Origin of the sequence: Streptomyces sp. NPDC013457, from assembly GCF_043089925.1 — a bacterium.
Classification (GTDB): domain Bacteria; phylum Actinomycetota; class Actinomycetes; order Streptomycetales; family Streptomycetaceae; genus Streptomyces.
The window spans coordinates 390,747-411,561 of the sequence record NZ_JBICBL010000007.1 but is presented as its reverse complement, the minus strand read 5'-3'; the positions used below and the strand labels follow the sequence as shown (position 1 = coordinate 411,561).

The following is a 20,815-nucleotide window of genomic DNA, read 5'->3' as shown; positions in this document are numbered from 1 at the left end:
CCGTCAGAGCCGGCAGGCGTGGATGGCCGTCGTCAGGATGGCGCGGGCACCCAGCTCGTACAGGTCGTCCATGATCCGCTGGGCCTCCTTGGCCGGGACCATGGCCCGGACCGCGACCCAGCCCTCGTTGTGCAGGGGCGAGATGGTCGGCGACTCCAGGCCCGGGGTGAGGGCCACGGCCTGCTCCAGGTGCTCGGCCCGGCAGTCGTAGTCCATCATCACGTAGCTGCGGGCCACCAGGACGCCCTGGAGGCGGCGCAGGAACGTCTGGACGCGGGCGTCCTCGGTGTCGGCGCCGGCCTGCCGGACCACCACGGCCTCGGAGGTGAGGATCGGCTCGCCGATGACCTCGAGGCCGGCGTTGCGCAGGCTGGTGCCGGTCTCGACGACGTCCGCGATGATCTGGGCGACGCCCAGCTTGACCGCGGTCTCGACGGCGCCGTCGAGGTGCACGACGGAGGCGTCGATGCCCTGGTCCGCGAGGTGCTTGGCGACGATGCCCTCGTACGAGGTGGCGATCGTCATGCCGTGGAAGTCCTCGGGGCCCTTCGCGGTGCCGGGCCGGGTGGCGTAGCGGAAGGTGGACCGGCCGAAGTTCAGCGGGAGGATCTCCGCGGCGTTGGCGCCCGAGTCGAGCAGCAGGTCACGGCCGGTGATGCCGATGTCCAGCTTGCCGGAGGCGACGTAGATCGCGATGTCCTTGGGGCGCAGGTAGAAGAACTCGACCTCGTTCTCGGGGTCGATGACCACGAGCTCCTTGGACTCCTTGCGCTGGCGGTAGCCGGCCTCATGGAGCATCGCCGACGCAGGTCCGGACAGTGAACCCTTGTTGGGGACGGCGATGCGCAGCATGGGATGAGCTTCCTTTGCCTGGGAGTCTTCGGGGGAGGGTGTTCGGTCTCGCTCGGAGGTGTCGCGTGGGATGCCGGCGTACGGGTCAGAGATGGGAGTAGACGTCGTCGAGCGAGATCCCGCGCGCGACCATCATCACCTGGACGTGGTACAGCAGCTGCGAGATCTCCTCGGCGGCGGCTTCCTTGCCCTCGTACTCCGCGGCCATCCAGACCTCGGCGGCCTCTTCGACGACCTTCTTACCGATGGCATGGACGCCCTTCTCCACCAGTTCCGCGGTGCGGGAGGTGGCCGGGTCGCCGTTCTCGGCCTTGAGCTTGAGCTCGGCGAAGAGCTCTTCGAAGGTTTTGTTCGCCATGATGGTCCTAAGAGTACGGGGTGAGGATCTCCACTCAGCGCCAGGGTTCGCTGACCGTGCGCAGCGTGGTCGCGGTGGCGACGGCGGCGGTGACGGCCTCGTGGCCCTTGTCCTCGCTGGAGCCTTCGAGGCCTGCCCGGTCGAGGGCCTGCTCCTCGTTGTCCACGGTCAGGACGCCGAAGCCGACGGGTACGCCGGTGTCGATCGAGACCTGGGTGAGGCCGTGGGTGACGCCCTGGCACACGTACTCGAAGTGCGGCGTTCCGCCGCGGATGACGACGCCGAGCGCCACGATGGCATCGTAGCCCCGGCCGGCGAGGACCTTCGCCACGACCGGCAGCTCGAAGCTGCCCGGGACGCGGAGGACGGTCGGCTCGTCGATGCCGAGCTCGTGCAGGGCCCGCAGGGCACCGTCGACGAGTCCGTCCATGATCTTCTCGTGCCACTGGGCCGCGATCACGGCCACCCGCAGGTCGCCGCAGTTCTTCACGCTGAGGACGGGTGCGCCCTTGCCGCTCATGTCTCTCCTAGCTCCGTACTGATCGCTGACTTACTGGTTGCCGCACGTGGACGCGGCTTCCGCGTCCAGCCAGGGCAGGTCGTGCCCCATCCGGTCCCGCTTGGTGCGCAGGTAACGGAGGTTGTGCTCGCCGGCCTGGACCGGCATGGGCTCGCGGCCCTCGACCGTCAGGCCGTGCTCGGTGAGGGCGGAGATCTTGTCGGGGTTGTTGGTCATCAGCCGCATGCTGCGGACCCCGAGGTCGCCGAGGATCTGGGCGCCCGCCGCGTAGTCGCGGGCGTCGGCGGGCAGCCCGAGCTCCAGGTTGGCGTCGAGGGTGTCGCGGCCGCGCTCCTGGAGCTCGTACGCGCGCAGCTTGGAGAGCAGGCCGATGCCCCGGCCCTCGTGGCCGCGGAGGTAGACCACGACGCCGCGGCCGGCCTCGGTGATGCGGTCCATGGAGGCCTGCAGCTGCGGGCCGCAGTCGCACCGCAGCGAGTGGAAGATGTCGCCGGTCAGGCACTCGGAGTGGACCCGGACGAGGACGTCCTCGCCGTCACCGATCTCGCCGTGGACGAGGGCGACGTGCTCGACGCCGTCGACCGTGGAGCGGTAGCCGTACGCGGTGAAGTCGCCGTGGGCCGTGGGCAGCTGGACCTCGGCCTCGCGCCGGACGGTCGGCTCGGAGCTGCGGCGGTAGGCGACGAGGTCCTCGATCGAGATGATCGTGAGGCCGTGCTTGCGGGCGAACGGGACGAGCTCGGGCAGGCGCAGCATGACGCCGTCCTCGCCCGCGATCTCGACGATCGCGCCGGCCGGGCGCAGGCCCGCGAGGCGGGCGAGATCGACCGCGGCCTCGGTGTGGCCGTTGCGGACGAGGACGCCGCCGGGCTTGGCGCGGAGCGGGAAGATGTGGCCGGGCCGGACGAAGTCGCCGGGCTCGTGGCGGCCGCTCGCCAGCATCCGCAGGGTGGTGGCGCGGTCGGCGGCGGAGATGCCGGTGGTGACGCCGTGGGCCGGGGCCGCGTCGACGGAGACGGTGAAGGCCGTGCGCATCGACTCGGTGTTGTGCTCGACCATCTGCGGGAGTTCGAGGCGCTCCAGCTCCTCGTTCTCCATGGGCGCGCAGATCAGACCGCGGCACTCGCTCATCATGAAGGCGACGACCTCGGGGGTGGCCTTCTCCGCGGCGATGACGAGGTCGCCCTCGTTCTCGCGGTCCTCGTCGTCGACGACGACGACGGGGCGGCCCGCGGCGATGTCGCGGATGGCCTGCTCGACGGGGTCGAGGGAGAGGTCGGTGACGTCCCAGATCGGCAGCGCACTCATGCCGTCACTCCTTCCAGAGCGGTGGTCGTACGCGTCCGGAGCCACCAGTCGCGCATGCCCCAGATGACGAGGGCGAAGTAGATGACGTAGACCAGGCCGGAGAAGGCCAGGCCGCTGTTGAAGGCGAGGGGGACGCCGACCAGGTCGACCAGGAGCCAGGCGAACCAGAACTCGACCAGACCGCGGGCCTGGGCGACCATCGCGACGAGGGTGCCGACGAAGATGTACGCGTCGGCCCACGGGGACCAGGAGAGCGACGGGTAGAGCGTGAACAGGCCGCCGACCGCGAGCGTGCCGAGGACCGCGCCGCCGAGGAGGAGACCGCGCTCCTTCCAGGTCGCGAAGCGGACGGCGATCGAGCCGTCCTGGGCCTGCTGCCGGCCGCGGTTCCACTGCCACCAGCCCCAGGCGGCGACGCCGATGACCAGGAGCTGCTTGCCGACGCCGCCGCTGAGGTGGGCGGAGGCGTAGGCGCCGACGAGGATGACGCCGGAGAGCAGCTGCGCGGGCCAGGTGAGGATGGAGCGCCGCCAGCCGAGCGCGAGGGCGATCAGACCGATCGTGTTGCCGATCATGTCGGACCACATGATGTGCTGGTCGAGGACGGTGAAGGCCTCTGAGTTGAGCCAGTTCACTTGACGTTCTCCCCGGCGTTCGGGCCGAGCAGCCGCTCGACGTACTTGGCGATGACGTCCACTTCGAGGTTGACCGGGTCGCCGCTCTGCTTGAGGCCGAGCGTGGTCAGCGCCAGGGTGGTGGGGATGAGGCTGATGGTGAACCAGTCCGCGGCGGCCTCGACGACGGTGAGGCTGACGCCGTCGACCGTGATCGAGCCCTTCTCGACGACGTAGCGCGAGAGCTGCGCGGGGAGGGCGATCCTGACGATCTCCCAGTTCTCGGACGGGGTCCGGTCGAGGATCGTGCCCGTACCGTCCACGTGGCCCTGGACGATGTGTCCGCCCAGCCGGTCGCCGACCGCCATCGGGCGCTCCAGGTTGACCCGGGAGCCGACCTCGAGGGCGCCGAGGGAGGAGCGCTTGAGGGTCTCCTCCATCACGTCGGCCGTGAACTCCCCGTCGCCGAACTCGACGACCGTGAGACAGACACCGTTGACGGCGATGGAGTCGCCGTGCTTGGCGCCTTCCGTGACCAGGGGGCCGCGCAGGCGGAAGCGGGACGCGTCGGCCAGCTTCTCGACGGCGGTGACCTCGCCCAGTTCTTCGACGATTCCGGTGAACACGCTCAACGCTCCTTGGGAGTGGCAGTGATACGAAGATCGGGGCCGATGCGCTCGGTCTCGGTGACGTCGAGCCGCAACGCGTCGGTGATGGTGGAGATTCCGGCGTCGGCGAGGGCGTTCGCGCCCGCGCCGAGGAGGACGGGGGCCAGGTAGCCGACGACCTGGTCGACGGCTCCCGCGGCGACGAAGGCGCCGGCCAGGGTCGGCCCGCCTTCGAGGAGGACGGAACGGACGCCCTCCCGGTGGAGCGCCGCGAGGAGTTCCGGGATGTCGAGGCCGCCGCCGGGCGCGCGGGAGAGCCGCCACGTCTCGGGGAGGTGGGCGGTGTTCTCCGCGGGGACGTCCTGGGCCACGGCGATCACGGTGCGGGCCGCGTCGTCGAGGACCCGGGCCCCCGGCTTCACGGCGCTCGCCTCGCTGTCGACGACGACCCGCAGCGGCTGGTGGGCCCCTTCGACGCCCCGCACGGCCAGGTGGGGGTCGTCGGTGCGGGCCGTGCCGGAGCCGACGACGACGGCGTCCGCCTCGGCGCGCAGCCGGTGGACGTCGGCGCGGGATTCGGCGGAGGTGATCCAGCGGGAGGTCCCGTCGGCGGCGGCGATCCGGCCGTCGAGGGTGGCGGCGTACTTCCAGCGGACGAAGGGGCGCCCGAGGCGTACGGAGGTGAGCCAGGCGATGTTGCCCGCCTCGGCCTCGTCCGCGAGCAGGCCGCCGAGGACCTCGACACCGGCCGTGCGCAGGGTGTCCGCGCCACCCGTGGCCTGCGGGTTCGGGTCGCCGACCGCGTAGACGACACGGCGTACGCCGGCCTCGATCAGCGCCTGGGCGCAGGGGCCGGTGAGGCCGGTGTGGTTGCAGGGTTCGAGGGTGACGTAGGCGGTGCCGCCGCGGGCGCGCTCGCCGGCCGCGCGCAGGGCGTGGATCTCGGCGTGCGGTCCGCCGGCGCGCTGGTGGTAGCCCTCGCCGACCGGCTCTCCGGAGGCGTCGAGGATGACGCTGCCGACGACCGGGTTGGGGCTGGTGGAGCCGAGACCACGGGCGGCGAGCGCGATGGCGCGTCGCATGGCGGTGATGTCGGTCGGCTCTGCCACCGGGTCCTCCTGCCTCTTCGGGCACGGACTCCGGGGCCTGTCGATGACGACAGAGAGCGGGTACGACGCTACGCACAGGGATGCCAAACCGGACACACCGGTCGCCGACGACGGCGACCAGCGGCGATACGGCCGGCACGCCCCTGTACAGGGTCGCCCGCCGCGCACTGCCTCCCATCCGGACTTTCACCGTCGGTCCAGGAATCTCACCTGGTCAACCGGCCGCTGGCTGCGGACGGGTCGCGGACTATACCGCCGGTTCGGAATTACACCGACCCCGGAGTGCGCTGCTGCTGATACAGGGCCAGTGTGCCACGGCGCGCCGTCGGCCATGCGGGCGATGCCCTGTGGGCTGGCTCACAGCGCCCCCCGAACTCTTCTTTGGTCCAGACCTATTGACGCACTGGTCTAGTCCTCTTAATCTCCGTGTCACCTCCGAGGCACGGCCCGCGGTGTGCGCACTCCACGGGCCCAACACGACCCACCCCTTTGTTCGTTGTGTTCTTACACCTCCCCAGGAGGAACCGATCGTGTTGTCCCCCACGAAGACGAGGGTCTCGCTGCTCGCGTCCGGCGCGGCCGTCGCCGGTCTGCTGATCAGCTCCCTCGCGGGCGGTGTCTCGTACGCCGCCGACAACGAGGGCTGTCGCCCGGACGGGCTGTACAAGACCCCCGGTGTCGACGTCCCGTACTGCTCGGTCTACGACACCGAAGGCCGCGAGAAGATGGGCGCGGACCACCAGCGCCGGGTCATCGGCTACTTCACCGGCTGGCGCACCGGCGAGAACGGCGAGCCCGCCTACCTCGCCAACAACATCCCGTGGGACAAGATCACCCACATCAACTACGCCTTCGGGCACATCGGTTCCGACAACAAGCTCTCCGTCGGCACGGACGGACCGAACAACGCGGCCACCGGGATGACCTGGCCCGGTGTCGCGGGCGCCGAGATGGACCCGGGCTTCGCCTACAAGGGCCACTTCAACCTGCTGAACAAGTTCAAGAAGCAGCACCCGGACGTCAAGACGCTGATCTCGGTCGGCGGCTGGGCGGAGACCGGCGGCTACTTCGACGACAACGGCACCCGGGTGAACTCCGGCGGCTTCTACTCGATGGCCACCAACGCCGACGGTTCGGTCAACCAGGCCGGGATCGACACCTTCGCGGACTCGGCCGTCGCCTTCATCAAGAAGTACGGGTTCAACGGCGTCGACATCGACTACGAGTACCCGACGACGATGAAGGACGCGGGCAACCCGCTCGACTGGCAGCTCTCCAACGCCCGCCGCGCGGGTCTGGTCAAGGGCTACGACGCCCTGATGAAGAGCCTGCGCGAGAAGCTCGACCGGGCCGGGGCCGCCGACGGCAGGCACTACCTGCTCACCGTCGCCGCGCCGTCCTCGGGCTACCTGCTGCGCGGCATGGAGACGTACCAGAGCCAGAAGTACCTGGACTACGTCAACATCATGTCGTACGACCTGCACGGCGCCTGGAACGAGTACGTCGGCCCCAACGCCTCGCTCTTCGACGACGGCAAGGACGCGGAGCTGGCCGCCGCCAACGTCTACGGCTCCTCGCAGTACGGCGGCATCGGCTACCTCAACACCGACTGGGCGTACCACTACTTCCGCGGCTCGATGCCGGCCGGCCGGATCAACATCGGCCTGCCGTACTACACCCGCGGCCACAAGAACGTGCAGGGCGGCACGGACGGTCTGTGGGGCAAGGCCTCCGCGACCACCTGCCCGGCCGGCGCGGGTCTGACCAAGTGCGGTGACGGCGCCGTCGGCATCGACAACCTGTGGCACGACAAGGACACCAACGGCGCCGAGTCCCCCGCCGGCTCCAACCCGATGTGGCACGCCAAGAACCTGGAGAAGGGGATCGTCGGCGACTACGTCACCCAGTACGGCTTCCCGGCGAACACCGCCCTGACCGGCACCTACGCCCGCAAGTACGACTCGACGCTCGTCGCGCCGTGGCTGTGGAACGCGCAGAAGAAGGTCTTCCTCTCCACCGAGGACGAGCAGTCGGTGGCCGCCAAGGCCGACTACGTGGTCAGCAAGGGCATCGGCGGCACGATGGTCTGGGAGATGGCCGGCGACTACGCCTGGAACGCGGGCAAGGGCCAGTACGAGATGGGCTCCACGCTCACCTCGCTGATGTACGACAAGTTCAAGGCGGCCGCCCCGTACGGCGCGAAGAAGTCGAACGCCACGCTGCCGACCAGGGCCGTGAACGTGGGCGTGGAGTTCACCGAGTTCAAGCTGGGTGACTCCAACTACCCGATCACCCCGAAGATCAAGATCACCAACAACACGGCCACCGCGCTGCCGGGCGGCACGGAGTTCCAGTTCGACTACGCGACGGCGGCTCCGGGCAACGCCTCCGACCAGTCCGGCTTCGGCACGAAGGTGATCAGCAGCGACCACACCGGCAACAACGTGGGCGGTCTGAAGGGCGACTTCCACCGGGTGTCGCTGAAGCTTCCGGCCTGGCAGTCGCTGGCCCCGGGCGCGTCCGTGGACCTGGCCTTCAACTACTACCTGCCGGTCTCCACGCCGTCGAACTGGACGGTGAACATCAGCGGCACGACGTACGCGCTCGCCGGTGACCTGGCGCGCGGCACGACCGTGGTGGAGCCGGGGACGACCACCCCGCCCACGACCCCGCCGACCACGCCGCCCACCATCCCGCCGACGACGCCCCCGACCACGCCGCCGACGACGCCGCCGGGTGGCACCTGCACCGCCCCGGCCTACGTGGCGGGCACGGTCTACAACGGGGGCACCGAGGTCTCCCACAAGGGCCACACGTGGAAGGCCCAGTGGTGGACGCAGAACGAGGAGCCGGGCACGACCGGGGAGTGGGGCGTCTGGAAGGACCTGGGGGCCTGCTGACGTCTCCGACCGGTCCGCACCTCCGATGAACGCCCGGCGGCGGACTTCACGGCCCTTGCCGTCGCCGGGTCCTCCCCTCCTTCGCCGCGGTCCGCATGTGCGGGCCGCGGCGAAGGCGTTCAGGCTGGAGGCATGACCACCATCCTGGTGACCGGGGGCACGGGCACGCTCGGGCGCCCGGTCTGTGAGCGCCTGCGCGCGGCGGGCCACGAGGTGCGCGTCCTCAGCCGCCACTCCCCGCCGTTCGCGGTCGATCTGCGCAAGGGCGGGCCGCTGCTCGACCGGGCGGTGCGGAACGTGGACGCGGTCGTCCACTGCACGAACATCACGCGGGGCGACGAGCAGGCCGCCCGGGTGCTGATCCAGGCCGCGCAGCGGGCCGGGGTCCCGCATCTGCTGTACATCTCGATCGTCGGCGTGGACCGGGTGCCGCTCGGCTACTACCGCAGGAAGTACGCCGTGGAGCGGATGATCCAGCAGTCGGGCATCGGCTGGACGCTGCTGCGGGCGACACAGTTCCACGAGCTGATCCTGATGCTCCTGGAGGGCCTGGCGAAGCCGCCGGTGATGTGTGTCCCGAAGGGTGTGCGGGACCAGCCCCTGGAGGTCACCGAGGCCGCCGCGCGCCTTGCCGAGCTGGCGGCGGGCGACCCGGCCGGCCGGGTCGCGGACATGGGCGGCCCCAGGATCGAGACGTTCGCCGAGCTCGCGGACGCGTATCTGCGGGCGAGCGGGAAGCGCCGCCGTGTCGTGGAGGTCCCGCTCCCGGGCAAGGTCTACCGGGGTCTGCGCCACGGCGGCCACCTCGCCCCCGAGCAGGCGGTGGGCCACAGGACCTTCGAGGAGTTCCTGGCCGGCCGGTTCGGCACCGAGGCCTAGGGGGTGTCTCGTCGATCAGGCCGGATCAGGGAGCGGGGTCTGGAGCGTGCGTGCCAGGCCCCGCGAGCCCGGCATGATCGGCGAGACACCCCCTAGGGCGGCCGGCGCTCAGGGGAAAGAGGCGGTGTGCGGCTACGGGAAGAGCACGTCCTGGGCCGCGTCCCGGGCGGCCAGGAGCGCGCCGCGCAGGACCGCCGTGTCACCGAGGGCCGTGGCGCGCACCTCCGTGCGGAGCGGGGAGAGCCCGGCGAGTGCGGCCTCGACGCGGGCCGCGAGCTCCGGCCCGCCCCGGTGTCCGGTCTCCCCGCCGAGGACCACGCAGCCCGGGTCGAGGACGGAGGCCACGGCGGCCGCACCGACGGCGAGGCGCCGGGCCAGGACGTCGAGGAAGGGGCCGTGACCGGAGCCGAGGGCGGTCTCCGGATCGAGACCATGCTCCAGGGCGAGGGAATCCACCGCGGCCGCGCAGGCCAGCTCGTGGAAGCCGCCGTCGCAGCCGGTCGCGGAAGGCAGCCCGGACGTTCCGGGCACCGGCAGGAAGCCGAGCTCGCCCGCGCCGCCCGAGGCCCCGCGGCGAAGTCTCCCGTCCAGGACGACGGCCGCGCCGACGCCCTGGCCCAGCCAGAGGAGCACGAACGTGTCGTGGTCGCGGGCGGCGCCGACCCGTTGCTCCGCGACGGCCGCGAGGTTGGTCTCGTTCTCGACGAGCACCGTCGCGGGCAGCCGTTCCTGGAGCGCGGCCATCAGGCGCCGGTGCCACTCGGGCAGCCCCGTCGAGTTCCGCAGCTCACCGGTGGCCGGGTCGATCAGTCCGGGGGCGCCGACGACCACGCTGTGGAGCGTCTCCACTCCGGCCTCCTTGGCGGTCCGCTCCAGGAGCGCGACGGCCTTCTCCACGGCGGGTCCGGTGCCGTCCTCGCCTCCGATCGGGGCCGAGGCCTCGGCGAGCGTGGCACCCAGCAGGTCGGCGACGGTGAGCGAGACCGACGTGGTGCGGACGTCGAGCGCGGCAAGATGGGCGCGGTCGGCGGCGATCCCGTAGAGCTTGGCATTGGGCCCGCGCCGCTCCGCGCCGGACTCCCCCACGATCCGGACGAGTCCGGAGCCCTGCAGCCGTTCGACGAGGTCGGCGACCGTGGGGCGGGAGAGCCCGGTCAGCGTCTTCAGCTGAGTCGCGGTCAACGGCCCCTCGTCCTGGAGCAGTCGCAGTGCGAGCCGGTCGTTGAGGGCCCGGGCGGTACTCGGGGAAGCGGCCATGCCGGGATCCTCTCAGACGTGTGGAGACGGTCTCCGCCCCCCTACTATTTATCAGGCAGGGTTCCTGATAGTTTACCGCCCACCACACCGAGGGAGGGCACACATGGCGGGCGAGACCGTCTTCGGCACCGAGCGACTGCGGCGGGCCCGGTTCGCCGTCGCCGCCGTCTTCTGCGTCCACGGCGCGGTCACGGGCAGCTTCGCGACCCGCATCCCGTGGATCCAGGACCACGCGGACGTCAGCGCGGGCCAGCTCGGACTCGCCCTCGCCTTCCCGGCCATCGGCGCCTCGCTGTCGATGCCGCTGGCCGGCGCGATCAGCCACCGCTTCGGCGCCCGCACCGCGCTGCGCGGACTGCTCGCCCTGTGGACGCTGGCGCTGATCCTCCCCTCCCTCGCCCCGAACATCTACGGGCTCGGCGCGGCGCTCTTCGTCTACGGGGCCACCGCCGGCATGTCCGACGTGGCGATGAACGCCCTCGGCGTCGAGGTCGAGAACCGCATGAGCAAGTCGATCATGTCCAGCCTGCACGGCATGTGGAGCGTGGGCGCGCTCCTCGGGTCCGCCGCCGGCACCGTCGCCGCCCACGCCGGCATCGACGCGCGCCTGCACCACCTCGTCGCGGCGCTCGTCCTGACCGCACTGGGGCTCTTCTTCTGCCAGGGCGTGCTCGATCTGCAGAGCGCACCCGACGACGAGGCGCCGCCGCGCTTCTCGCTTCCGCCGAAGTCCGCGCTGATCATCGGCGCCATCGGATTCTGCGGGGTCTTCGCCGAGGGCGCGAGCCTGGACTGGTCGGCGGTCTACCTGAAGGACGAGCTCGGCTCCTCGGCCGGAGTCGCGGCCGCCTCCACCACCGCCTTCGCGCTGACGATGGCGATCGCGCGACTGGTCGGCGACCGGGTGGTGGACCGGTTCGGCGCCGTCCGGACGGTACGGGTCGGTGGCGTCGCCGCGACCGTCGGCGGCCTGCTCGTGGTCCTCGCCCCGCACGCCGTCGTCGCGATGGCCGGTTTCGGACTCATCGGCCTCGGGGTCGCGGTGGTCGTCCCGCTGGCCTTCGCGGCGGCCGGGCGCAGCGGCCCGAACCCCAGCCAGGCCATCGCGGGCGTCGCCACCATCACGTACACCTCGGGGCTCATCGCCCCCTCGGCGATCGGCGGCATCGCCGACGCGACCTCCCTGATGTTCTCCTTCGGCCTCGTCACACTGCTGGCCTTCGGGCTGGTGCTGGGCGCCGGCGTGCTCCGCCAGGGCGACCGGACCACGCCCGCCGCCGCGCCCACGGCCCCCAGCGCCCGAGCGAACTCGGGCCAGGTCTCCTAGACCCCGCCGGGCGACCCCGGTGACCTGCGGCGGACTACCATGTGGCTGATCTTTTTCGGCTGAGGTTTCGCGCGGCGAACCGGCCGTCGTCATCGGAGAACTGGAGCGACCACATGAACCTCGGCGTGCGCTGGACCCTGCACGGCGACGGACGAACACCCGCTCCAGGAGCCGTCGTCCGGCCGGACGAGCGGCTCTCCTGGCCCCGAACGGCCGGCCTCGGCGCCCAGCATGTGGTGGCGATGTTCGGCGCGTCCTTCGTGGCCCCCGTCCTCATGGGTCTCGATCCCAACCTCGCGATCATGATGTCCGGCGTCGCGACCGTGATCTTCCTGCTCGCGACGCGGGGGACGGTCCCCAGCTATCTGGGCTGCTCGCTCTCCTTCGTCGGCGTCGCCGCGGCCATCCGGGCGTCCGGCGGCACCAGCGCGACCGTCACGGGCGCGGTGTTCGTCGTCGGCGGCGTGCTGTTCCTGGCAGGTCTCGCCGTACGGAGGTTCGGGGCGCGGATCATCCACGCGACGATGCCCCCGATCGTCACCGGCGCCGTCGTGATGCTGATCGGCTTCAACCTCGCCCCGGTCACGGCCGCCACGTACTGGCCTCAGGACCAGTGGACCGCGCTCCTCGTCATGCTGTTCACCGGTCTCGCCGTGGTCTGTCTGCGCGGGTTCTGGTCGCGTATCGCGATCTTCCTCGGTCTGATCTTCGGATACGCGATCTCCTGGGTCTTCGACCTGGTCTTCGGCAAGATCCACTCCATGTCCCCGGGCGGCCAGGTCACCGACCACTGGCGGCTCGACCTCTCGGGCGTCTCCCAGGCCGACTGGATCGGCCTCCCAACCTTCCACGGCCCCAGCTTCGAGTGGTCGGCCGTCCTGGTGGCGCTGCCCGTGGTCATCGCCCTGATCGCGGAGAACGCCGGGCACGTGAAGGCCGTCGGCGAGATGACCGGCGACAACCTCGATTCCAACCTCGGCACCGCGATCGCGGCCGACGGCGCCGCCTCGATGCTGTCGACCGCCGTGGGCGGCCCGCCCAACACCACGTACTCCGAGAACATCGGCGTCATGGCGGCCACCCGCGTCTACTCGACCGCCGCCTACTGGGCCGCGGCCGGTTTCGCGCTGCTCTTCGGCCTCTGCCCCAAGTTCGGCGCGATCGTCGCGGCGATCCCCGGCGGTGTGCTCGGCGGCATCACGGTGATCCTGTACGGCATGATCGGCCTGCTCGGCGCCCAGATCTGGATCAACGCCGAGGTCGACCTCCGTAACCCGCTCAACCTGGTGCCCGCGGCCGCGGGCATCATCATCGGCGTCGGCGGCGTGAAGCTGACCTTCACCGACACCTTCGAGCTCGGCGGTATCGCGCTCGGCACGATCGTCGTGATCACCGGCTACCACGTGCTGCGGGCGTTCGCCCCGGCTCACCTGAAGCCGCAGGAGCCCCTGCTCGACGCGGGCACCAGCTCGTACGAGAGCACGGAGGACGGCGGCGCGGCCGCCAAGTCGTAGGCATATTCGCCCGTTCTGGGGAAGCCGGGCCGAGGGAGTTCCCTCCCGGGCCCGGCTGCTGGGACGCTGCCCCCATGGCGCAGACCACGCAGATCGGGCAGTTCACCGCGGTCGACCCGGTGGTGGAGCGGATGCGGAGAATCCGCTCGGCCTGGCATCCGGCCGACGGCGTCGCCGTCTTCAACCGGGTCTATCTGACCGTCACGGAGGAGATCGGCCGGGCCATCGACTCCGGCACCTTCGCCGACCGGCGGGCCGCCGCGACCCTCGACGTCCGTTTCGCGGAGCGCTATCTCTCGGTCGTCGACACCGTCGCGACCGGCTGCCCCGCCCCGGCCTGCTGGCGGCCGCTCTTCCACTACCGGCGCCACCCCGGCGTCCGGCCGCTGCAGTTCGCGCTGGCCGGGATCAACGCGCACATCGGCCACGACCTGGCGCTCGCCGTGGTCGACACCTGCCGGACCCTCGACTGCGCCCCGCGCGACGTCGAGGACGAGTTCGACCGCGTCGGGGACATCCTCGTGCTCCTGGAGGAGCGGATCCGCGAGGAACTGATGCCGGGCCCGGACCTCCTGGAGGTCGCGGACCCGCTGACGCACCTGCTGGGCTGCTGGAGCCTCGACCGGGCCCGCGACGGGGCTTGGCTCGCCGCCCGCTCCCTCTGGGAGCTGGGCGAACTGCCCGACCTGGCCGAGGAGTTCAGGGAACGCCTCGACCGGTCGGTGGGTCTGGTGGGGCGGATGCTGCTCACCCCGCTGACCCTGCGCGGCTGAGGGCGGTCAGTCCTCCGGGAGCTCGACCGGGGCGATCTCGTCGTACACGTCGCCCGGGCCCGGGTTGGTGGCGTCGGTCGAGCCGCCGAAGTGGTGCATCACGCCCCACACCGCGTTGAGCGCGGTCTGCACGGCGCCCTCGGCCCAGCCGGCCGTCCAGGAGATGTCGTCGCCGGCGAGGAAGATGCCCCGCTTGTCCTCGGGCAGCCGGTCCTGCATGAAGTGGGTGAACAGGCGGCGCTGGTAGCGGTAGTGGCCCGGCAGGTTCGCCTTGAAGGCGCCCATGAAGTAGGGCTCGTTCTCCCAGGAGACCGTCACCGGGTTGCCGATGATGTGCTTCCGGATGTCGACCTTCGGGTAGATCTCGCCGAGCGACTTCAGCATGACCTCCATCCGCTCGTTCGCGGAGAGCGGCAGCCACTTCAGGCTGTCGTCGCACCACGTGTACGAGAGGCAGATGACGGCCGGCTTGTCCGGGCCGTCGTCCAGGAGGTAGGTGCCGCGGGTCATCCGGTCGGTCAGCGTCATCGACATGACGTCCCGGCCGGTCTCCTCGTCCTTGTCCAGCCAGAACGGCCGGTCCACGGGGACGAAGAGCTTCGAGCTCTCCATGTAGTGGGTGCGCTCGATCGCCGTCCAGTGGTCGATCGGGAAGAGCGAGTCGTCGCAGGCGATCTTGGAGAGCAGCATCCAGGACTGGGCGGTGAAGATCGCCGCCTGGTACGTACGGATGTCGCCGGAGGCGTCCGTGACGGTGATCCGGTTGCCCGCGGTGCGGTTCAGCCGGGTCACCGCCGGCTTCGGGTCGCCCTCGTGCAGGGACCGCAGGGAGGTGCCCGGCGCCCAGTGGACGATCTTCTCCGGCTCGCGCTCCCACAGGCGCAGCGGCAGCTGCTGCGAGCCGCCCACGATGCCGCGGTGGTGGTCGTCGGCCTCGGTGTAGACGACGCGGAGGATCTCCAGGATGGAGTTGGGGAAGTCGGTGTCCCAGCCGCCGGTGCCGAAGCCGACCTGACCGAAGATCTCCCGGTGACGGAAGGACTTGAAGGACTCCGACTCGCACAGGAAGCCGTAGAAGGTCTGGTTGTCGAGCTTCTCGACGAGCTTCGACCAGATCTCGCGGATGCGCGGGACGTCGCGCTCGCGCATGGCCTGGTTCATGTCGGAGAAGTCGGCGCCCTCGTCCAGGCAGGCGTTCCACGCGTTCATCACGTCGCGGTAGACCTGCGGGAGGTCGTCGACGGTCTGCGCGTAGTGCGACTCGCCCTTGAGGTCGACGACGGTCGACGGGGTGGACGCGGCCAGCGGGTTCGGGAACGGCTGCGTCTCCAGGCCCACCAGGTCGATGTAGTGCTGGAACGCGGTGGAGGAGGGCGGGAAGCGCATGGCGCCCATCTCCGCCGTCAGCCCCTCGGTGCCGGTGCCCTCGAAGCCGACGGTCCGCAGCCGGCCGCCGATCTGGTCGGCCTCGTAGACGACGGGCTTGAGGCCCATCTTCATGAGCTCGTAGGCGGCGATGACGCCCGACAGTCCGCCGCCGATGACGGCGACCTCGGTGCCGTGCTCGGTCGCGGGTATCTGGCCGAGCCCGGCCGGGTGGGCCAGGAAGTCGTCGTAGGCGTACGGGAAGTCCGGACCGAACATGGTGATCGGCGGCTGGCCGTCGCTGTGCGGGACGGCGGTCGTGGGCACCGTGGACGTCATGGGGTACGGACTCCTTGCACGGGAAGAACGGGAGAGGTTCGAAGGGGGTGACGGCTCAGACGAGGGAGCCGTAGAGGCCGGGGCGACGGTCGCGGAGGTAGGGGTTGTCCTTGCGCGAGGCGGCGAGGAGGGCCGGGTCGACATCGCCCAGGACCAGGTCCTCGCCTCGTCCGGCGCGGACGCGCGAGGTGCCGTCGGGGGCGGCGAGCGTGGAGAGGCCGACGAACTCGAAGTCGCCCTCGGGGCCCGTCCGGTTCGCGTACGCCACGTACATCTGGTTCTCGAAGGCGCGCACCGGGACGACGGACTCGGCGACGACCTCGGCGGGGTGCATGAGGGCGGTCGGTACGAGGAGGAGGTCCGTACCGGCCAGCGCCTGCGCCCGCACGTTCTCGGGGAACTCGACGTCGTAGCAGATCATGAGGCCGACGGTGAGGCCGCCGAGCTCGGCCTGGACGACGCCGTCCTCGCCGGGCGTGAACCAGTGGTGCTCGAAGCCTCCGTAGAGATGCGTCTTGCGGTAGTGCAGGAGCACGTCGCCGTCGGGTCCGAAGAGCTGCGCCGCGTTGTAGAGGACTCCGTGGCGCTCGACGTCCCGCTCCGGGTAGCCGTAGCCGACGGCCAGGCCGTGGCGTGCGGCGACGGCGGCGACGGCGCGGGCGGAGGGTCCGTCGGCCGGCTCGGCCAGGCGCGCCATGTCGGCGCCGATCGCGTAGCCGGTCAGGAACAGCTCGGGGGCCAGCAGGAGCCCGGCTCCGGCCTCGGCCGCCCGGGCGGCGGCCTCGTCGAGGATCTTCAGATTCGCGGCCACGTCACCGAGCTCACCGGAGCTCTGGAGCAGGGCGGTGCGCAGCGCGGGCATCGGCGATCCTCGGGGGTCGTGAGGGGGAGGGAGAGACCTCAGAAACGGTACGGTTTCGCGCTCGACCGGGACAAGGCGCGACCGTTGCGGACCGACCGTCGAACCATTGCGCGATCTCCGAGCGGGGCGGCGATTCGTTGCGCGGGGCTCCTGCCTATGTCGTACGTCTCCCCCGCCGCGCGGCGGAGACGAGGACCGTTCTCCGGCGCGACGCCCTGCGGCGGGCCGCGCGGAAGAGTGGTGGCCGTCCGGTTGACCTGCCGAAAGGACCGAGATCCCATGAACCGCCGTACGAAGATCGCCGCCCTCGCCGCCGCCCTGACGATCTCCGCGGGAGCCGCGGGCTCCGCCGTCGCCTCCGGGGACGGGAGGGGCGGCAGCCGGGAGGCGGCCGCGCTGACCGGCAGCGCGAAGATCTACCGGGTGGCGAGTGACGACATCACGTTCTCCTTCGACGCCCATCTCGCGGCGAAGGACACCATGAACCCGCAGGCGGCGACCGGCACCTTCCGGTTCAGTCACTACAAGAACGGCAAGGGCGGCTACGCCGTGGTGACGGTGGACTGTCTGGTCACGGGCGGCAAGGTGGCCACCGTGACGGGCAGGGTGACCGAGACCGACGTGAAGGAGTTCGACAAGCGGCGCGTCGGGGTCTCCGTCCACGACCTTGGCAGGCACGACCGGCTGGGCTACAGCTGGCTGACCCAGGACCCGGAGCAGGGCGACGTGCCCCCGTGCCACAGCCCGGCGCCGTTCGAGAGGACGAAGGCCGGTACGGGCGACTTCACGGTGCTCCCCTGGCAGCTGGAGTACCCGACCGAGTAGCCCGAAGGGCGGTGCGGGAACCACGGCCCGCACCGCCCTTCGTCCCTCAGCCCCGCGGGGCTACGCGGGTGAGCCGGAGGAGAAGCGCCGCAGCAGCGGCGAGAGCACCAGGACGGACTTGGTGCGTTCCACGAACGGCTCGCCCGCGATGCGCTCCAGGACGCGCTCGAAGTGGCGCATGTCGGAGGCGAAGACCTGTACGACGGCGTCCGCGTCACCGGTGACGGTCGACGCGGACACCACCTCGGGGTACCGCTCCAGACCTCGCCGGATGTCGTCCGGCGAGGTGTTGTGGCGACAGTAGATCTCGACGAACCCCTCGGTCTCCCAGCCGAGCGCCGCCGGGTCCACCCGTACGGTGAAGCCGGTGATGGCGCCCTCGGCCCGCAGCCGGTCCACGCGCCGTTTGACGGCGGGCGCGGACAGGCCGACGAGCGAGCCGATGTCGGCGTACGAGCGGCGGGCGTCCTCCGCGAGGGCGTGGACGATGCGTTCGTCGAGGTCGTTGAGTCGCACTACGGGTGGATCACTTCTCTGCTTCGGTGGCCCCTGCGTCGGTGGCCAGGCGGGAGCGGCGCATGCCGTACAGGAAGTAGAACACGAGGCCCGCGGCCATCCAGCAACCGAAGACCACCCAGGTGATCGAGTCCAGGCTGAACATGTTGTACACGCAGAAGCCGAAACCGAGGATCGGGAAGGTCCAGCCCAGCGGGACGCGGAAGGTGCGGGCCATCGTCGGGCGGGTGCGGCGCAGCACGATCACCGCGATGTTGACCAGGGCGAAGGCGAACAGGGTGCCGATGCTGGTGGCATCGACGAGCTTGCCCAGCGGGATGACGGAGGCGAGGGCGCCGCAGAACACCGAGACGATGACGGTGTTCACGCGCGGGGTGCCGGTCTTGCCGCTGACCTTGCCGAAGACCTTGGGCACGAGGCCGTCGCGGGACATCGCGAAGAGGACACGGGTCTGGCCGTAGAGGACGGTCAGGACGACGCTGGCGATGGAGATGACCGCACCGGCGGCGAGCAGGGTGCCCCAGAAGGCCTGGCCGCTGACGTCGTGCATGATCGCGGCGAGCGAGGCCTCGGAGCCCTCGAAGTCCTTCCAGTTCCAGGCGCCGACGGCGACGGCCGCGACGAGGACGTAGAGGACGGTGACGATGAGCAGCGAAAGCATGATCGCGCGCGGCAGGTCGCGCTTCGGGTCCTTCGCCTCCTCACCGGCGGTGGAGGCGGCGTCGAAGCCGATGTACGAGAAGAAGAGGCTCGCACCGGCGGCGCTGACGCCGGCCATGCCGAGCGGCATGAAGTCGGCGTAGTTGCCGGACTTGAAGCCCATGAAGCCGATGGCGCAGAAGAGCACGAGCGCGGCGATCTTCACGAAGACCATGATCGTGTTCACGAGGGCGGACTCGCGGGCGCCGCCGAGCAGGAAGACCATCGCCAGCAGGACGACGATCAGACCCGGCAGGTTGATGATGCCCCCCTCACCGGGGGCCGAGGAGAGCACGTCGGGGATCGTGACGCCGATCGTGCCGTCGAGCAGCTCGTTGAGGTACTCGCCCCAGCCGACCGCCACGGCGGCGACGGAGACGCCGTACTCCAGGACCAGGCACCAGCCGCAGACCCACGCCACGAGTTCACCCATCGTTGCGTACGCATACGAGTAGGAGGAACCGGCGACCGGTATGGAGCCCGCCAGCTCGGCGTACGAGAGGGCGGAGAAGAGAGCCGTGAGACCGGCGATGACGAAGGCGATCGTGACCGCGGGGCCGGCCTTCGGCACGGCGTCGCCGAGGACGACGAAGATGCCGGTGCCGAGCGTGGCACCGATGCTGATCATCGTCAGCTGCCACATCGAGAGCGTGCGGCGGAGCGAGCCGCCCTCACCCTGGCCACCCTCGGCGACCAGGCGTTCTACCGGCTTGCGCCGGGTCAGGGCGGAGAGCCCGGAGGTCTTGGGGACGGTCGGCTCGGTGGCCGGTGAGGCTGTGCCTTGATCCAGCACTGCGGAGGCTCCTTGATCGCTGCCTGACGAAATGCGACGACCACGGCGGTACGCGGGCATGCCGAACAGGCCCGCGAGGGATGGGGGAACCGCCGAGCAGGCGGTCGCCGCCACTCCTGGTACGAGGCATGAGCCTAAGCCCCAGGCCTTCGCGCTCGTAATGCAGGGTTGTTGCGCACCCGCAGATGATCATTGCGCGCTCGGAGCCCAGACGAGGAAACATTGCGCCCCCTCGCATGAATCGGCACATTGGGGCGATAAGCGGGGTGTGAAGCACACACCCCGTGCGCATTGACTCCTTGTGCTCGATGACCGACTCTGCGAGCCCGCTGCGTCACCTCGATCGGAGGCTTCGGTGGGTTGGCTGGATCCCACTCCCTATCTGCGCGGCACGGCCTGGCTGGACGGCGGCCGTGCGGTCCGCGCCGACCCCGCCGACCTCGCCCGGCTCCCCTGGGACACGGCCGAGCGGGCCGCGCTGCCCATCGGCGTACGGGTCGAGTTCGCGGCCGCGCCCGGCACCCGGGCGGTGGAGCTGCGCTATCGCGCCTCCGTACCGGCCACGGGGGACGCCCTGCGGGCCCTGCGGCACTGCTTCGCACTGTGGCGCGACGGCCGGTGCGTGGGCGAGAGCTTCACGGCACCCGCCGAGGAGGCCACCATCACGCTCGAACTCCCTCCCGACGGGGGGACGTTCGCGATCCATCTGCCGGAGAGCCAGGCGCCGGTGGTGCTCGGCCTGCGGGCCTGCGACGGTTCCCTCTCCCCCGCCCCGCGACGGCCGCGCTGGCTCGTGCACGGCGACTCGATCACCGAGGGCTGGTGGTCGACGCGACCCGCCCACTCCTGGCCCGCGACGGCGGGGCGGACGCTCGGCCTGGACACGGTCAACCTCGGCTTCGCGGGCGGGGCGCGCGGGGAACTCCCGCTCGCCGAGCAGCTCGCGAGCCTCCCCGGAGAACTCGTCACGCTGGCCTTCGGCACGAACTGCTGGTCCAAGGCGCCCAGTTCGGCCGGCTGGCTGTACGAGACGGTCCGGGCCTACGTGGGCCTGGTGCGCCGGGGCCACCCGGACGCCCCGCTGCTGATCCTCTCCCCCGTGCTGCGCCCGGAGGCCGAGACCGCCCCCAACGCCCTGGGAGCCACCCTGGAGGACCTGCGCACGGCCATGGAGCAGGCGGGGCGGGACCTGGCGGCGGAGGGCGACAGGCGGCTGCTCGTGCTCTCGGGCCGCCCCCTGCTCGACCCCGAGGACCTCGCGGACGGCCTGCACCCCAACGACCGGGGGCACGCCCGCATGGCGGCGGCGGTCGCGGACGCGCTGCGCCCCCACGTGCGGGGGCCGCGCACGACGGCGTGACCCCGCGCGGAAGGCGGGCGGACGCCCGCCCACTGGT

Annotated in this window: 19 protein-coding genes and 1 riboswitch; of the genes, 7 read left to right on the top strand and 12 right to left on the bottom strand. The window is 71.0% G+C overall.

Annotation, left to right across the window (positions count from 1 at the left end; all coding sequences use genetic code 11):
* Positions 1-3 precede the first annotated feature (3 nt).
* The 7 genes from hisG to ribD form a co-directional block, all read right to left on the bottom strand.
* Positions 4-852 (bottom strand): ATP phosphoribosyltransferase, encoded by an 849-nt coding sequence (gene hisG / locus ACF1G2_RS21440; protein WP_391799783.1) that lies wholly within the window; start codon positions 850-852, stop codon positions 4-6.
* Positions 853-937: 85 nt separating this feature from the next.
* Positions 938-1,210, bottom strand: coding sequence for a phosphoribosyl-ATP diphosphatase (locus ACF1G2_RS21435; protein WP_391799782.1), 273 nt, complete (start codon positions 1,208-1,210; stop codon positions 938-940).
* A gap of 34 nt (positions 1,211-1,244) precedes the next feature.
* Positions 1,245-1,730 (bottom strand): 6,7-dimethyl-8-ribityllumazine synthase, encoded by a 486-nt coding sequence (ribH, locus tag ACF1G2_RS21430; RefSeq protein WP_352186594.1) that lies wholly within the window; start codon positions 1,728-1,730, stop codon positions 1,245-1,247.
* Positions 1,731-1,760: 30 nt separating this feature from the next.
* Complete coding sequence (locus tag ACF1G2_RS21425; RefSeq protein WP_391799781.1) at positions 1,761-3,038, bottom strand: bifunctional 3,4-dihydroxy-2-butanone-4-phosphate synthase/GTP cyclohydrolase II; 1,278 nt, start codon at positions 3,036-3,038, stop codon at positions 1,761-1,763.
* Positions 3,035-3,625, bottom strand: a complete 591-nt coding sequence (locus ACF1G2_RS21420) for a nicotinamide riboside transporter PnuC (RefSeq protein WP_391799851.1) — start codon at positions 3,623-3,625, stop codon at positions 3,035-3,037. Before ACF1G2_RS21420 ends, ACF1G2_RS21425 begins: the two co-directional genes overlap by 4 nt.
* A gap of 44 nt (positions 3,626-3,669) precedes the next feature.
* On the bottom strand, positions 3,670-4,278 hold the full coding sequence (locus tag ACF1G2_RS21415) for a riboflavin synthase (RefSeq protein WP_391799780.1): 609 nt from the start codon (positions 4,276-4,278) through the stop codon (positions 3,670-3,672).
* 2 nt (positions 4,279-4,280) lie between these two features.
* The gene (gene ribD, locus ACF1G2_RS21410; RefSeq protein WP_391799779.1) at positions 4,281-5,369 is read right to left on the bottom strand and encodes a bifunctional diaminohydroxyphosphoribosylaminopyrimidine deaminase/5-amino-6-(5-phosphoribosylamino)uracil reductase RibD; all 1,089 of its coding nucleotides are present in this window, start codon (positions 5,367-5,369) and stop codon (positions 4,281-4,283) included.
* A 160-nt stretch (positions 5,370-5,529) separates the two neighbouring features.
* A riboswitch (FMN riboswitch) is annotated at positions 5,530-5,659 on the bottom strand.
* Positions 5,660-5,899: 240 nt separating this feature from the next.
* Here ribD and ACF1G2_RS21405 point away from each other — a divergent pair.
* Both ACF1G2_RS21405 and ACF1G2_RS21400 read left to right on the top strand, forming a co-directional pair.
* Positions 5,900-8,269 (top strand): chitinase C-terminal domain-containing protein, encoded by a 2,370-nt coding sequence (locus ACF1G2_RS21405; protein ID WP_391799778.1) that lies wholly within the window; start codon positions 5,900-5,902, stop codon positions 8,267-8,269.
* A 132-nt stretch (positions 8,270-8,401) separates the two neighbouring features.
* Entirely contained in the window at positions 8,402-9,148 is a 747-nt protein-coding gene (locus tag ACF1G2_RS21400; RefSeq protein WP_391799777.1) for an SDR family oxidoreductase, read from the top strand.
* 132 nt (positions 9,149-9,280) lie between these two features.
* Here the strand turns inward: ACF1G2_RS21400 and ACF1G2_RS21395 are convergent, their stop codons facing one another.
* Positions 9,281-10,405: an ROK family transcriptional regulator gene (locus tag ACF1G2_RS21395; protein WP_391799776.1), complete on the bottom strand. Its 1,125-nt coding sequence runs from the start codon at positions 10,403-10,405 to the stop codon at positions 9,281-9,283.
* A 103-nt stretch (positions 10,406-10,508) separates the two neighbouring features.
* Between ACF1G2_RS21395 and ACF1G2_RS21390 the strand changes: the two genes are divergently transcribed.
* From ACF1G2_RS21390 to ACF1G2_RS21380, 3 genes are all read left to right on the top strand, one after another.
* Complete coding sequence (locus ACF1G2_RS21390; RefSeq protein ID WP_391799775.1) at positions 10,509-11,732, top strand: MFS transporter; 1,224 nt, start codon at positions 10,509-10,511, stop codon at positions 11,730-11,732.
* 113 nt (positions 11,733-11,845) lie between these two features.
* Complete coding sequence (locus ACF1G2_RS21385; RefSeq protein ID WP_391799774.1) at positions 11,846-13,246, top strand: uracil-xanthine permease family protein; 1,401 nt, start codon at positions 11,846-11,848, stop codon at positions 13,244-13,246.
* A gap of 74 nt (positions 13,247-13,320) precedes the next feature.
* Entirely contained in the window at positions 13,321-14,019 is a 699-nt protein-coding gene (locus ACF1G2_RS21380; protein WP_391799773.1) for a DUF5995 family protein, read from the top strand.
* Positions 14,020-14,025: 6 nt separating this feature from the next.
* Here ACF1G2_RS21380 and ACF1G2_RS21375 read toward each other — a convergent pair whose 3' ends face one another.
* Entirely contained in the window at positions 14,026-15,723 is a 1,698-nt protein-coding gene (locus ACF1G2_RS21375) for a flavin monoamine oxidase family protein (RefSeq protein WP_391799772.1), read from the bottom strand.
* Between the two features lie 55 nt (positions 15,724-15,778).
* Entirely contained in the window at positions 15,779-16,585 is an 807-nt protein-coding gene (locus ACF1G2_RS21370) for a carbon-nitrogen hydrolase family protein (protein ID WP_391799771.1), read from the bottom strand.
* Between the two features lie 279 nt (positions 16,586-16,864).
* Here ACF1G2_RS21370 and ACF1G2_RS21365 point away from each other — a divergent pair, with 279 nt between their 5' ends.
* Positions 16,865-17,410, top strand: coding sequence for a Repetin (locus tag ACF1G2_RS21365; protein WP_391799770.1), 546 nt, complete (start codon positions 16,865-16,867; stop codon positions 17,408-17,410).
* 60 nt (positions 17,411-17,470) lie between these two features.
* Here the strand turns inward: ACF1G2_RS21365 and ACF1G2_RS21360 are convergent, their stop codons facing one another.
* Entirely contained in the window at positions 17,471-17,926 is a 456-nt protein-coding gene (locus tag ACF1G2_RS21360; protein ID WP_015032260.1) for an Lrp/AsnC family transcriptional regulator, read from the bottom strand.
* A gap of 10 nt (positions 17,927-17,936) precedes the next feature.
* Positions 17,937-19,418, bottom strand: coding sequence for an amino acid permease (locus tag ACF1G2_RS21355; RefSeq protein ID WP_391799769.1), 1,482 nt, complete (start codon positions 19,416-19,418; stop codon positions 17,937-17,939).
* 355 nt (positions 19,419-19,773) lie between these two features.
* Here ACF1G2_RS21355 and ACF1G2_RS21350 point away from each other — a divergent pair, with 355 nt between their 5' ends.
* On the top strand, positions 19,774-20,778 hold the full coding sequence (locus ACF1G2_RS21350; RefSeq protein WP_391799768.1) for a GDSL-type esterase/lipase family protein: 1,005 nt from the start codon (positions 19,774-19,776) through the stop codon (positions 20,776-20,778).
* Positions 20,779-20,815 lie beyond the last annotated feature (37 nt).

What these genes read in the sequence shown, in the direction of transcription:
- hisG (WP_391799783.1), bottom strand. Translation starts at nt 852, where the DNA reads ATGCTGCGCATCGCCGTCCCCAACAAGGGTTCACTGTCCGGACCTGCG.
- ACF1G2_RS21435 (WP_391799782.1), bottom strand. Translation starts at nt 1,210, where the DNA reads ATGGCGAACAAAACCTTCGAAGAGCTCTTCGCCGAGCTCAAGCTCAAG.
- ribH (WP_352186594.1), bottom strand. Translation starts at nt 1,730, where the DNA reads ATGAGCGGCAAGGGCGCACCCGTCCTCAGCGTGAAGAACTGCGGCGAC.
- ACF1G2_RS21425 (WP_391799781.1), bottom strand. Translation starts at nt 3,038, where the DNA reads ATGAGTGCGCTGCCGATCTGGGACGTCACCGACCTCTCCCTCGACCCC.
- ACF1G2_RS21420 (WP_391799851.1), bottom strand. Translation starts at nt 3,625, where the DNA reads ATGTGGTCCGACATGATCGGCAACACGATCGGTCTGATCGCCCTCGCG.
- ACF1G2_RS21400 (WP_391799777.1), top strand. Translation starts at nt 8,402, where the DNA reads ATGACCACCATCCTGGTGACCGGGGGCACGGGCACGCTCGGGCGCCCG.
- ACF1G2_RS21395 (WP_391799776.1), bottom strand. Translation starts at nt 10,405, where the DNA reads ATGGCCGCTTCCCCGAGTACCGCCCGGGCCCTCAACGACCGGCTCGCA.
- ACF1G2_RS21390 (WP_391799775.1), top strand. Translation starts at nt 10,509, where the DNA reads ATGGCGGGCGAGACCGTCTTCGGCACCGAGCGACTGCGGCGGGCCCGG.
- ACF1G2_RS21385 (WP_391799774.1), top strand. Translation starts at nt 11,846, where the DNA reads ATGAACCTCGGCGTGCGCTGGACCCTGCACGGCGACGGACGAACACCC.
- ACF1G2_RS21380 (WP_391799773.1), top strand. Translation starts at nt 13,321, where the DNA reads ATGGCGCAGACCACGCAGATCGGGCAGTTCACCGCGGTCGACCCGGTG.
- ACF1G2_RS21375 (WP_391799772.1), bottom strand. Translation starts at nt 15,723, where the DNA reads ATGACGTCCACGGTGCCCACGACCGCCGTCCCGCACAGCGACGGCCAG.
- ACF1G2_RS21370 (WP_391799771.1), bottom strand. Translation starts at nt 16,585, where the DNA reads ATGCCCGCGCTGCGCACCGCCCTGCTCCAGAGCTCCGGTGAGCTCGGT.
- ACF1G2_RS21365 (WP_391799770.1), top strand. Translation starts at nt 16,865, where the DNA reads ATGAACCGCCGTACGAAGATCGCCGCCCTCGCCGCCGCCCTGACGATC.